This window comes from Olivibacter sp. SA151 (assembly GCF_054130995.1).
Window position 1 is genome coordinate 5,941,776 of the sequence record NZ_CP096391.1, and the last position, 12,966, is coordinate 5,954,741.

General features: G+C 39.6%; 13 protein-coding genes. 8 read left to right on the forward strand and 5 right to left on the reverse strand.

The genetic code is table 11. The features are described from left to right. The first annotated feature begins 244 nt into the window (after positions 1–244). Genes M1D52_RS24270 through M1D52_RS24280 form a run of 3 tightly spaced genes read left to right on the forward strand, consistent with a single transcriptional unit; the run spans position 245 to position 3,810 of the window. Positions 245–1,018 carry a succinate dehydrogenase cytochrome b subunit gene (locus M1D52_RS24270; RefSeq protein WP_013664696.1) on the forward strand — a complete coding sequence of 258 codons (774 nt, stop codon included), beginning with the start codon at positions 245–247 and terminating at the stop codon, positions 1,016–1,018. 47 nt (positions 1,019–1,065) lie between these two features. Then, entirely contained in the window at positions 1,066–3,003 is a 1,938-nt protein-coding gene (locus tag M1D52_RS24275; RefSeq protein ID WP_437394162.1) for a fumarate reductase/succinate dehydrogenase flavoprotein subunit, read from the forward strand. Positions 3,004–3,030: 27 nt separating this feature from the next. Continuing rightward, complete coding sequence (locus tag M1D52_RS24280) at positions 3,031–3,810, forward strand: succinate dehydrogenase/fumarate reductase iron-sulfur subunit (protein ID WP_013664694.1); 780 nt, start codon at positions 3,031–3,033, stop codon at positions 3,808–3,810. An 87-nt stretch (positions 3,811–3,897) separates the two neighbouring features. On the opposite strand, the gene M1D52_RS24285 is transcribed toward M1D52_RS24280, so the two are convergent. Further along, entirely contained in the window at positions 3,898–5,172 is a 1,275-nt protein-coding gene (locus M1D52_RS24285; protein ID WP_437394161.1) for a M56 family metallopeptidase, read from the reverse strand. A gap of 28 nt (positions 5,173–5,200) precedes the next feature. Beyond that, the gene (locus M1D52_RS24290; RefSeq protein WP_437394160.1) at positions 5,201–5,572 is read right to left on the reverse strand and encodes a BlaI/MecI/CopY family transcriptional regulator; all 372 of its coding nucleotides are present in this window, start codon (positions 5,570–5,572) and stop codon (positions 5,201–5,203) included. Positions 5,573–6,191: 619 nt separating this feature from the next. Here M1D52_RS24290 and M1D52_RS24295 point away from each other — a divergent pair. Next, positions 6,192–7,199, forward strand: a complete 1,008-nt coding sequence (locus M1D52_RS24295) for a sensor histidine kinase (RefSeq protein WP_013664690.1) — start codon at positions 6,192–6,194, stop codon at positions 7,197–7,199. Between the two features lie 16 nt (positions 7,200–7,215). Next, a complete protein-coding gene (locus M1D52_RS24300) occupies positions 7,216–7,941 on the forward strand; it encodes a LytR/AlgR family response regulator transcription factor (RefSeq protein ID WP_013664689.1) in 726 nt (241 codons plus the stop codon). Between the two features lie 4 nt (positions 7,942–7,945). Here M1D52_RS24300 and M1D52_RS24305 read toward each other — a convergent pair whose 3' ends face one another. Together M1D52_RS24305 and M1D52_RS24310 are read right to left on the reverse strand one after the other, a co-directional pair. Then, a complete protein-coding gene (locus M1D52_RS24305; RefSeq protein WP_437394159.1) occupies positions 7,946–9,688 on the reverse strand; it encodes a S41 family peptidase in 1,743 nt (580 codons plus the stop codon). Positions 9,689–9,809: 121 nt separating this feature from the next. Then, positions 9,810–10,025 (reverse strand): hypothetical protein, encoded by a 216-nt coding sequence (locus M1D52_RS24310; protein WP_013664687.1) that lies wholly within the window; start codon positions 10,023–10,025, stop codon positions 9,810–9,812. Positions 10,026–10,180: 155 nt separating this feature from the next. On the opposite strand from M1D52_RS24310, the gene M1D52_RS24315 reads away from it, so the two are divergent. After that, positions 10,181–10,810 (forward strand): porin family protein, encoded by a 630-nt coding sequence (locus M1D52_RS24315; RefSeq protein ID WP_457941610.1) that lies wholly within the window; start codon positions 10,181–10,183, stop codon positions 10,808–10,810. 38 nt (positions 10,811–10,848) lie between these two features. Here the strand turns inward: M1D52_RS24315 and M1D52_RS24320 are convergent, their stop codons facing one another. Continuing rightward, positions 10,849–11,238 carry a group III truncated hemoglobin gene (locus tag M1D52_RS24320; RefSeq protein ID WP_013664685.1) on the reverse strand — a complete coding sequence of 130 codons (390 nt, stop codon included), beginning with the start codon at positions 11,236–11,238 and terminating at the stop codon, positions 10,849–10,851. A 569-nt stretch (positions 11,239–11,807) separates the two neighbouring features. Here M1D52_RS24320 and M1D52_RS24325 point away from each other — a divergent pair. Together M1D52_RS24325 and M1D52_RS24330 are read left to right on the forward strand one after the other, a co-directional pair. After that, positions 11,808–12,176: a hypothetical protein gene (locus M1D52_RS24325; protein ID WP_041387158.1), complete on the forward strand. Its 369-nt coding sequence runs from the start codon at positions 11,808–11,810 to the stop codon at positions 12,174–12,176. Positions 12,177–12,194: 18 nt separating this feature from the next. Then, positions 12,195–12,938, forward strand: a complete 744-nt coding sequence (locus tag M1D52_RS24330) for a peptidylprolyl isomerase (RefSeq protein WP_013664682.1) — start codon at positions 12,195–12,197, stop codon at positions 12,936–12,938. Positions 12,939–12,966: the final 28 nt, after the last annotated feature.

The following is a 12,966-nucleotide window of genomic DNA, read 5'->3' on the forward strand; positions in this document are numbered from 1 at the left end:
CCTCCTGGACTTGTTTATTTCAAATTAATTATATAAAGCCTTCTTCTTCAACTCGTTTAAGCTTGATTTCAAAAAAAAGACCGAGGATCGCCTCAAAAAGAGACATACAAAATCGGTGATAAAATTGTGTAAAAATGGTCAAAAATTAGAACCATTCTAAATTGCGTAAATAGATAGCCATTATTATGTCATTATTAAATCAAATAAATAGCTTTGCCTACCATTAATAAAATTAACACACAAAATGAGTAGTTTTAATCAAGCATTAACTTCCACATTAGGGAAAAAACTAATCATGGCCTTAACAGGTTTGTTCTTATGTACATTCCTGATAGTACACCTGATTGGTAATCTCCAATTATTTAAGGATGATGCAGGCAAGGCTTTTAATGACTATGCCTACTTCATGACACACTTTCCTCCCATTAAGGCAGTGTCCTATCTATTGTATGCGTCTATTATAATCCATGCTATCTATGCCTTATTATTGACCTTACATAATAAGAAAGCTCGTCCTGTTGGTTATGCAAGTTATGCGGGTAATAAAAACAGTACTTGGAATTCGAGAAACATGGGTATTTTAGGGACCGTGCTTTTGGTTTTCATCGCAACTCACATGGCCAATTTTTGGTGGAAATTCCATAACGATGAAGTGCCTTATATAGAGTATCGCACCAATTTAAGTACGCTTGAAACACAGGTTACGGAGCTAAATGCATCAGATTTTACAGATTATCAAAAGTTTACTGAAAACGGAGAAGAGGTGACGAAAGCGCGCGATTTATATAAGCAGGTAGAATATGCCTTCCAAAACCCGGTTCTAGTTGCTTTTTATGTACTGGCAATGGCGGCCTTATCTTTTCACTTAATTCATGGTTTTAACAGTGCCTTCCAATCACTGGGTTTCGATCATAAAAAGTATGTGCCGATTGTGCGCTTTCTTGCAGTATGGCTGTTTGGCGTTATTATTCCGATAGCCTTTGCTGCTATGCCATTGTATTTTTTCTTTTGTAAATAAAATTCACTTTCCCGGTTCGCCGGAATTGTGATAAAAATAGAATAAAGATGATGTTAGATTCTAAAATACCAGAAGGCCCATTAGCCGAAAAATGGTCAAAACATAAATTCAATCTTAAGTTAGTTAACCCTGCTAATAAACGTAAGTTTACCATCATTGTAGTTGGAACGGGATTAGCAGGAGCTTCTGCTGCGGCATCGCTTGCCGAGCTAGGCTATAATGTAAAAACATTCTGTTATCAGGACAGCCCCCGTCGTGCACACTCCATTGCCGCACAGGGCGGTATAAACGCTGCTAAAAATTATCAAAATGATGGCGATAGTGTATATCGCTTATTTTACGATACCATTAAAGGAGGCGATTATAGAGCCCGTGAAGCCAATGTATATCGCTTGGCTGAGGTTTCGGTCAATATAATCGACCAATGTGTAGCACAAGGCGTTCCATTTGCCCGGGAATACGGCGGCTTGTTAGACAACCGTTCTTTTGGTGGAGCACAGGTTTCCCGTACTTTTTATGCTCGCGGTCAAACGGGGCAACAACTTTTACTGGGCGCCTATTCTGCACTGAACCGCCAAATTAATGCCGGCAAAGTACAATCCTATACTCGTCATGAGATGTTGGACGTGGTAATGATTGACGGACATGCGAAAGGCATTGTTACCCGTGATTTAAAAACTGGTAAAATCGAGTCGCATGAAGGGCATGCGGTTCTATTGTGTACCGGCGGATATGGCAACGTTTTCTTCTTATCTACAAATGCCATGGGATGTAACGTAACTGCTGCCTGGAGAGCGCACAAACGTGGTGCTTTCTTTGCGAATCCTTGTTACACGCAGATTCACCCGACCTGTATTCCTGTAACCGGCGACCACCAATCGAAGTTAACTTTGATGTCCGAGTCATTACGTAATGACGGTAGAGTTTGGGTGCCTAAAACAGTTGAATTAGCCGAGAAGCTCAGAAAAGGACAGTTAAAGCCGTCGGACATTAAAGAGGGCGATAGAGATTACTTCTTGGAGCGAAAATATCCGTCCTTCGGTAACCTGGTTCCCCGTGATGTGGCTTCCAGAAATGCTAAAATGATGTGCGATGAGGGAAGAGGCGTCGGCAAAACCGGACTAGCGGTATTTCTTGATTTTGCAGAGGCCATCCAACGGATGGGCGAAGATACGGTGCGCGCTAAATACGGCAACCTCTTTGATATGTACTATCAGATTACGGATGAAAATCCATACAAACAACCTATGCGTATTTATCCGGCTGTACACTACACCATGGGGGGATTATGGGTTGACTATAATCTGATGACCAGTATCCCTGGTCTATATGCTTTGGGTGAATGTAATTTCTCTGACCACGGAGCAAACCGGTTGGGTGCTTCTGCACTCATGCAGGGTTTGGCCGATGGTTACTTTGTAATTCCATATACTGTAGGTGATTACCTAACCAGCTTGGGAAGCTTTGCTCCGGTTGACAAAAATCATCCTGCTTTTGAAACTACCCGAAAAGAAGTAGAAGAGAAGGTCAAAAAACTTCTTAGCCTTAAGGGATCGAAAACCGTAGATGACATTCATAAGAAGCTTGGCCACATTATGTGGGAATACTGCGGTATGGCTAGAAATGAAGAAGGGTTGAAAAAAGCAAAAGTAATGATTCAAGAACTTCGGAAGGAATTTTGGAGTGATGTCACCGTCTTAGGAGAGAACGAAGAGCTAAATCTGTCATTGGAAAAGGCCGGTCGCGTAGCCGATTTCTTAGAACTTGGCGAATTAATGGTTGATGATGCCTTAAATCGCAGTGAATCTTGCGGCGGCCATTTCCGCGAGGAAAGCGCTACCCCGGAAGGTGAAGCAAAGCGGGACGATGACAATTTCGCTTATGTAGCAGCATGGCAGTATAACGGTGATAATCAACCGGAAACACTTCACAAAGAAGCACTCGTATTTGAGAATGTGAAGTTGACCCAAAGAAGTTATAAATAATTTAACCACTCAAATATATAAAGCATCATGAGTGAAGAAAGAACAATGAATTTAACGCTAAAAGTTTGGCGTCAAAAAAATGAAAATACAAAAGGTAAATTTGTTACAATACAAGCAAATGGTATTTCCTCGGATATGTCATTTTTAGAAATGCTTGATGTTGTAAATGAAGACCTGACAAGAAAGGGAGAAGATCCCATATATTTTGATCACGATTGCCGTGAAGGTATCTGCGGCATGTGTTCGCTGCATATTAACGGGCAGCCACATGGTCCTAAGCAAGGAACAACCACCTGTCAATTACATATGCGCAGCTTCCACGATGGACAAACTATCGTCATTGAACCTTGGAGAGCTGCAGCTTTTCCGGTAATCAAGGACTTAGCGGTTGACCGTACGGCTTTTGACCGCATTCAACAGGCAGGTGGATATGTATCCGTGAACACCGGTGGCGTTCCTGACGGAAACGCTATTCCAATTCCCAAACCAAAGGCGGATGAAGCTTTTGAATCAGCTACCTGTATTGGATGTGGAGCATGCGTCGCGGCTTGTAAGAATGCCTCTGCCATGTTATTTGTTTCGGCGAAAATATCACAATATGCACTATTGCCGCAAGGACAGGCAGAACGTTACCAAAGAGCACAGGCTATGGTAGAGCAAATGGATAAAGAAGGTTTTGGTGCCTGTACCGTTACAAAGGCTTGTGAAGCAGAATGTCCGGTGGGCATCAAATTGACAAATATTGCGAGAATGAATAGAGATTACTTTAATGCGAAGTTCTTTAAAGAAAAAACTGCTCATTCATAAAACCGTTTTACACTAACTAAGCAAAAAAAGCGGTTCCTCTTTTGGAGGATACCGCTTTTTTCATTTTACCGGCTTAGATTGCGTTCGTTAGTTGGCTGCTGTTTGCGAGACCTGCTCCTTTTGTTTTGACTTGCTTAGGTTCAATTTTATAGGAAGAGAATAGGATACTCGGACAGGCTTGCCATCTACAAGACCTGGGGCCCATTTTGGGGAGGCTTCTAATAGTCCTATAGCCGCCTCTCCTGTTCCCGAGCCTAGGTCTTTGTAAACTTCAATTTCACTGAGTGATCCGTCCAATTCCACAATAAACCTCACATGTAAAGTGCCTGCAATCCCATTCTTTTTGGCTTCCGCTGGATATTTATAATGCTCACCTACCCAATTATAGAAGGCACGCAATCCGCCTGGAAACTCTGGTTGTTTTTCTACCTTATTAAAATCAACTACGTTTTTTTTGATACTATCTTGCTTCACCCCCCATTCATTTGGAAGTTTGAGCCCTTCCTTCTGATCGGCGTTGATGTGCGCGAGTTCTTTATCACTGACTTTAGCTGACGAAAATATTAACATAGCAGCAAACAGTGGTACCGCCAAAACATATTTTAGCAATGCCGATCTTTTAGATTTGTCTTTTAAGAGCATAACGATTCTACTTTTTATAAATGATTGATTCAAAAAATTGTTAGTCAAGACTGATGAGGAGACTGAAAAGGTACGACTAATGAGCAGTTCGGCATAAGCAATCTTATCGTCTCGACTGGCGTTGATGGCCTCATCGGCAATGTATTCATGCGTTAACTTAAGCGAATTAGTTAACCAATATACAACCGGATTAAACCAGTTAAATAACTTAACCACCTCCAAAAGTAGTACATCCAAGGTATGCAATTGTTGCACATGAACCAATTCGTGACGAAGTACCGTTGGACTGCCTTCTTGCCCGTCATCAACCTTAATCATGTGCATAAATGAATAGGCATCCCCACGATTATTGGTTTTTAAACGCCTCCTTAATTGAACTAACTTTCTGATTAATAGCGCTAGCTGTACCAAAAAGCCACTAATATAAATGTAGCCCAAAATTGAAATATGGATGTCGCCCATTGTATCACTAGGGGTATTATTCACGGTCATATCAATTGTAACGGCATCTAAACTTGATCTCGCAACAAAAACCGTTGATGATCCAAAGGTGTTTTGTAACCACTCTAAATGAATGAGCGGAAAAATAAACGACAAGAAGACAGTCCCTACCAAATAAATTCTATTCAACTGAAAAAATGTCTCTCTCGCTAGGAAAAACCTATAAAAGCCGTAAAACAGGGTTAAATAAATGTTGGCTATAATCAGATAGTTCATCATAATTGTTGTTTCTAATGATTTGAATTTTCTATTTTTTCTTCGCCTTCTCGAGTAGTTTTAATAGCTCATCCGTTTCCTTTACATCCAGCTTATGCTCTTGTAAAAAAAACGACAGCATACTGCGAGGTGAATTATCAAAATACCCGGATAACAATTTGCCCGTCGCAAACTCTTTATAGGCATCCTTACTCACCTTGGCAAAGTAACGGTGACTTTTCCCAAAACTTTCATGATCAACAAAACCTTTGGCTTCAAGAATGCGAATGATTGTAGATACGGTATTGTATGCAGGTTTGGGTTCGTCCATTTGCTCAATGATATCCTTCACAAAAGCTCTACCCAGCTTCCAAAGCTCTTGCATAACCTGCTCTTCAGCGCGCGTTAATTCTTTGATTTCCATATTTTCCATTTAATAACACAAACTTAAAACTAAATATTTAGTTTTACAACTATTTTCTTAGTTATTTTAAAATAAAAAAAAACGCCCTATTAAATGGGCGTCCATAAAAATATATGATGGGGGAAATCTTACAACCTTTTCTCCTTAAAAAACAGTTTCGCTATCTTAACCGAATCAGAAAAGAAGAGCCCTCACGTTTAAATATTTAGGGATCGTAACAAAGGAGGCATTTAAATCTGCGGATCTTTGTATGACTTCTGTATTGACATGTGTACATATCACCAAAGCTGCTATTAATATCGGTATCAATAACAACAAGAATGGAGAAATATTCGATAAAAGCGTTTTCATATTTTTAGGAGTTAAGGTGTTCATTTTTTTTCTTAATTATTATGATACAAATAAACGAGTGTTTTCTTTTTTAATAAAGTTTTTTAGACTAACGCTTTATATTTCTAGACAAACAGGAGATTCATTACATCGGCTGTATTAGCAAGTTCATCGCTTAAGCGGGGCCGTTAGTATATCAAGAGTACCTAAATTGCCACATAAAAGATATATTTGTTACCTTGTAAGCAGCTATAAAAGCATAATATAAAAATAAGAGCGCTTAGCCTACATGAAGAGAAGTCACATCCTTTACCATATACTCGTTTGGCTTATTTTAGCCACCCTATTATTTTTGGCAAATGACAATAAGAACAGTCTTCCGCATTTAATCTTTTACAGTCTGTTCACGGTATTTAATGTTGGAATCTTTTATTTTACTTATTTCTTTACTGCCTCTTATTTTATTGGAAACAAGCGTTACCTTTCGGGCTTTATTATCTCCACTTGCTGCTTATTTGTTTGCGCGCTCATTAAGTTGACAATCGCCGTCTATAATGAACCTATTCTTATGCGTTACGGTGACCATATGGAAAGAACCTTAACCAAAGCAGAGTACTTTACTTCAGCCATTATAATCACCCTGTTTTTTATGCTACTAGGTTATGCCTTTCGGCTGGCGACGAATTCCTATCAAATGGAACAGGCAAGGAAAACACTAGAAACGGAAAAACTGAACGCAGAGCTGGCTTTTTTAAAGACGCAGATTAACCCACACTTTCTTTTCAACTCGCTCAATAATATTTATTCACTTGCGTACCAAAAATCAGATAAAGCACCGGAAGCCATATTGAGATTATCTGAAATTATGCGTTATATGCTATATGAAAGCAATGACGAGAAGGTGTCCTTAGAAGAAGAGATAAATTACCTGGAAAATTATATAGAACTCCAAAAACTTCGCGTTAAGGAACAAGTGTATCTGGATCTTCATATCAACATCGACAATTATCAGCACCGCATCATGCCACTGTTAGTAATTTCCTTTCTTGAAAATGTTTTCAAGCATGGCGTTGCAACAGACAAGGAACATCCGATTAGAATCACCGTTGAAGTTCAGAATAGTCGCCTGCACTTCAAAGCGCAGAACAAGAAGAACAAGCTAAATAAAGATAAGTCCGGAGGAATTGGCCTGACCAATCTAAAAAGGCGGTTAGAGCTTGGGTATCCCGACAAGCATAGCTTCATTGTACACGATAACGAAGATTATTACAGCAGCGAATTATTTGTATATTTATAAAGCAAATTCATAAACCATGATACGATGTTTAGTAGTTGATGACGAACCTTTGGCATTAGATATTATAGCAGATTATATTCAAAAAGTACCGGAGCTTACCTTATCAGCAACAACCACCAATGCCATCGAGGGTTTAGGCTTGGTACAACAAGGGGCAATTGATCTGGTCTTCCTGGACATACAAATGCCGGAATTAACCGGCATCCAATTTTTAAAAATCATAAATGGAAAATGTGATGTAATTCTCACCACGGCTTACCCTCAATATGCGCTCGAAGGCTACGAGCTGAACGTCACTGACTATTTACTAAAACCCATTGCCTTTGATAGGTTTTATAAATCCATTCAGAAAGTCATTAGTCAAAAGATTCATTTTTCTCCAAAAAACTCCTCGGTTGATCAATCACAGAATCATAATAAAAACAGTGAGTTTATATTCGTAAAAACAGAGCATAAGATTCAACGTGTCGACTATGATGACATTTATTACATCGAAGGGCTCAAAGATTATATCTCGATTTATACTTCCAGTGAACGGATAATAACCCTTCAAAATATGAAAAAGATGGAAGAAACGCTTCCCGAGGAGCGATTCGTCCGCGTTCATAAGTCATACATCGTAGCTTTGGAAAAAATTGAGAGTATAGAACGTGGCCGGATCTCATTAAAAGAAAAGTTGATTCCAATAGGAGATACCTACCGGGATTCCTTTTTTAAACGCATCGGCGAAAAACATGGTTAAAAGTTCAATTATTCAAGGGCTCTGCAGAGGCTAGGTGGACCTTCGGCTTTCCAATAATATGATAGTTACCTTTTCCCGAAAGCACGTTATTATAAACCAACATATCGGTCGCGGCTAAGATCTGTTGTGCCTTTTTTGTAGCGTCGTCTTTCGTTAATGCTACACGATACCTACCTTTCTGAAAATAGTACCGCGACGCAATCTCTTCTTCAAGCTGTCCCTTTATATATTCTTTATAAAGTACTAAGTCTCGATTTTTGTGCGACCTTATCTTTTGCGCAAGGACTTTCAATTCGTCTGCAACCTGCTCGCTCCGACGTTCCTTTTCCAGCTCTGACCGCAAGTATTGAAGAGCCTTTTCCGAACGTGTACTGTAGATGAAATTATGGGCCGATAGATACGTCAAAAAGTCGCTATAATCTTCATCCGACAGCCGAAACGACTGAAGGTCTTTTAGCGAACTATGTTTATGATAATACTGATTGGCATAACCGGAAATTAAAAATTTATTTTTCAACTCCTGTACAATCATACTTTGGGCTTGTTCATTTATTTCAATATCAGGCGATATACCGTCACCATTATATACTTTTCTTCCATTTACCGTACTAAACTCCGTGATTAAACTATCATTAATCTTTATCGCCTTGCCCCGGTTATCCTTGTGCGCATAGTCGAGCGCTTGAATGCATCTGCCTGAGGGTGTATAATACTTTGCTACCGTTACTTTTACTAAATTATTATAAGGCAAACGATAGGTTTGTTGCACGAGTCCTTTCCCGAAACTCTTTTTTCCTATAACTACCGCACGATCCAAATCTTGCAACGCACCCGCCACTATTTCAGAGGCAGAAGCCGAGCGCTCATTGATCAATACAACTAAAGGTAATTGAAGGGCTAAAGGAGCTTGCTTCGTGATATAAGTAAATCGGTTATCCCCTTGTCTTCCTTGTTGAAAAACTACTTCCTGTCCTTGCCGAACAAAAAAATTTACAATCTTCACCGATTCCTGCAGTATTCCCCCTCCGTTATCACGTAAATCCAGCACAAGCCCCTTTAATGGAGCTGTTCGCCTCATTTCAAGAATCGCTTTGCGAACTTCATCCGCAGCGCCGGTTAGGAACTTATCCAGTTTTATATAACCTATATTTCCGGGCAGTGTAGTCGAATAGCTCACATTAGGCTGTATGATGTTCTGACGGGTAACTTTGATATTTTCCAGGGTTCCGGTCAGGTTCTTTTTAATGCCCAGTTCAATTACGGTCCCTTCTTCCCCCTTTAATAGATGACTAACATCTTCCGAAGTCATTCCTTTAACCGCCTGGCCGTTGATACGTATAATTTCGTCTCCCACCTCCAACCCTGCTTTATGGGCAGGATAGGCCTCAAATATTTCGGCAATTTGAATACTTTTATCTTCTAAACTTACAATCTTGGCACCCAATCCTGCATATTGTGTGTTTATATACCTAAGACGAAAATCATCTAAATCTGATTCAGGCACGAATTCGGTGTATGGATCCAATTCTTCCAGCATGGCATTGATTCCCTTTTTCATTAAGAGATTTGGATTTACATCCTCGACATAAGTCATACTGACTTGTCGGTAAAGAGCTGAGAAGATCTCAAGATTTTTTCCAATCTCAAAGAAATCATCTTTAACGAACGTGAAAGCCATGAACAAGACTCCAACTACAAGTCCTACTAACAGCTTAACGATGTGACTACGTTTGGTTAATCTTTTCATCAGCTTGCATTTTATTGATAGACGATCAATGCCCCAAAATCAAGCTCTTGAGGCATTACTATAAGCATAATCTGTACAAAGAATCTGACGTAGATTGGCGGGTAATAACTCACGAACTATACTAAAGCCTATTGCTCGATAAATCCGCTAGCCCCTTCTTTAATGTAAACAAGATATATTCCGGTTTTCTTTTCACCCGTGTTGACAACCTATTGACGAGATCTTCTTCTTGCCCCGCCCGATAGTCAAGGTCCTCGTCAGTCAGGTGATTATATTTTCGCTTAATCTTTTCCCGGAGAACCTTCCAATCAGCTTCATTTAACGTAAAAGACATCATATATTCTGGTTTTAAACAAACTTAAAACAAAATTTCACTAAATCAAACAGGTAACACATATATCCGGGCCTGTAACCCTCAAAAAACGATTTTAGGCTCGAAATTTGTGGAATCAGGTATCGGTATAGTTAACAGATGCTAAAACTTTACCATACATGCTATTAACAATTAAAAACGAGTATGAACATGAAAAAACACTTTTATCTATTTGTATACTGATTAGTACAGTGACAATCGCTTCGGCTCAATTACTTCCTACTTTTCAGCTTGGTATTAAAGGAGGGTTAAATTTTTCTTCCTTAAGAACAGACGGGAACTGGTTTGACAAAAGCAGCCGCACCGGTTATCAAGCGGGCCTTTGGGCGCGTATTGGCGGCGCAGGCTTTCATTTTCAACCGGAGCTTTACGTAACAGGAAAAAATGCGGAGGCAAAGGTAAATGAAGGGGACGCTGAAGTAAAAATGGATTTTACAAGCTTAGATTTACCCCTATTACTAGGTACTCGAATCGGACTAGGCCCCATCGCTGCCCGTGTACAAGTAGGTCCGGTAGTCTCCTTTATAATTGATAAAGACAATTCGGTTTTCGATAGATTAGGCGAGGTTGGTAAAACCGGATCTTATAAAAACCAAGCGATTGCTCTAACCGGTGGTGTAGGTGTAGACATCATGCGGCTTAGAGCTGATTTGCGCTACGAACATGGCTTAAGTAACTTAACTAAAGATGGTGCAGAATCGCAAAAAATAAACGTATGGACTATCGGCATTGGCTATAGGTTATTTTAATTTTAGCAAAAAAGAGCAGTGTCTCTCCGCACTGCTCTTTACTTCTTATTCTCAGGAGGGTATACACCTAGTTTGGTTTGCATAATAATAGCAATACTGTTCGCTCTGAATTTCGCTTCTTCTGCACGTTCGCCACTAAACAACTCGTTTACGGTATTTTCCCATATATCAAGCCATCTATCAAAATGGGCTGGTTTAAACGCGGAAAGATAATTTAAGTTCATATGCTTAAAAAGCATCCCCCCTTTATAGGCTCCTGTTTGAAATAAAATATTTTCCCAGAAAGATACAATCGTGGGAATATGTTCATCCCAATTTATCGGAACTACCGAAGTAAAATAATGCCCTATTAGCGTATCTTTTGTAGCTCGCTCATAAAATAAGCGAACTAAGTGTTCAATATCCCGTCTATCCTGTATATCATTCATTTCTCTATCTCATAAGCGCTGGTTAAACTAGCTAGACAAAGATACGCATAATAAAAAAAGGCCACCAAGAATATGGTAGCCTTCCGTCAGATACTAAAACAAACAGTACATACTTCTAAAGTACTTTACCGTTATCTTAACTTTACTATTTTGATTTGGTATCTCAAAAGCAAAGTCATTTGTATATTTAAACCTTTGATAGGTTTCACAAATTGTCAATTTAATTGTCTATTGAGGCCTCCCCCGATGGACATTAACAATGACTTTCATACGCTCTCTTATCTTGCTGTGCCATTGTTTCACTATTCTGTATAGAAATAGCGTGCCAAAAAAAGAAAGGGGCCTCAATGCACCTAAGAGTTCATTTTTCTATCGCTCATCTTCGCCATAGGCACACAAAGTGTGGAAAAAAATCCACATTTTGGTAATTGAATTTCGGGCGACGCGTAACATCGGTCATCGAAAAATCCTGCGATGATTTAAAGTCGCTCCTTAAGGCCCGTATTATTTAGCATTAATACGGAACCATTCCTGCATTCATACCGTCGTATATGTTATCTTTGCAATATATGAATGCATCAGAAATAAATAATCGCTGGCGTGTATTGCAAAAATATACGGCCGATCATTTTGATACAGAGGTTCCCGATATAAAAGTTTTTTTGTTTCTAATAGGCGTACAGGAGCTGGGTAAGGGACCACAAAAATTCTCCAAAAGGCAGAAGGAAGAATTAATGCATATTGCAACCTGCCGATTATTTAGCGAAATGGGTTTCTATGAACTGGAAGGCGTCGACCAAGATGGGTGGCCACATTGGAAATTGATTAAGTCAATTCCCAATTACACCCTTTTAGAACAGGAACTCATTCTAAAGTCGCTCATTATTGATTATTTTGAAGAACATATCCCAAACTCTACAAATACTAAAACGCTATAATCTATCCGCTAATCTAATATGAAGAAAACAGTTCTCTTCTTGTCTTTATCACTTCTTAGCTTATTTACATTCGCTGCAAAACCTGAATATACCTATGCGCGTATTTCAGTAAATGGCACAGCATGCATTGTAAGGCTCTATAATGAAACCCCTAAGCACCGCGATAACTTCATTAAGCTTGCAAAAGAAGGCTTCTATAATGGTACTCTTTTCCATCGGGTAATAAAAGACTTCATGATTCAAGGAGGTGATCCCGATTCTAAAAATGCACCACAAGGGACGCTTTTGGGTGAAGGAGACCTGGATTATAAAATTCCGGCAGAGTTCAATGATAGTCTCTTTCATAAGAAAGGGGCTCTTGCCGCCGCTCGAGATAATAACCCCGACAAATCATCCAGTGCAGCACAATTTTACCTCGTCCAAGGCAAAAAGTACAGTCCTAAAGAACTGGACCGTTTAGAGCAGTTGAAACTGGAAGGTCGGAAAATCCCACCCTACCAACGTAATGTTTATGAGACAATAGGAGGGACTCCCTTTCTTGATCATAACTATACCGTTTTTGGCGAAACCGTAAAGGGCTTGTCTTTAATTGATAGCATAGCTGCATTGCCCACAGACAGCAATGACCGACCACTCCAAAACGTTACGATGGAGGTGAGCATTCTTACCCCTTTGGCAACCAGAAAATTGGAAGCAGAGCTGAAGGGAGTGCCGTATAAGCCAAACATTTTCAGACGATTTTTAGATTTGTTCGCAAAATAACAGCGATTCTTATCGAAGAAGATCGCCT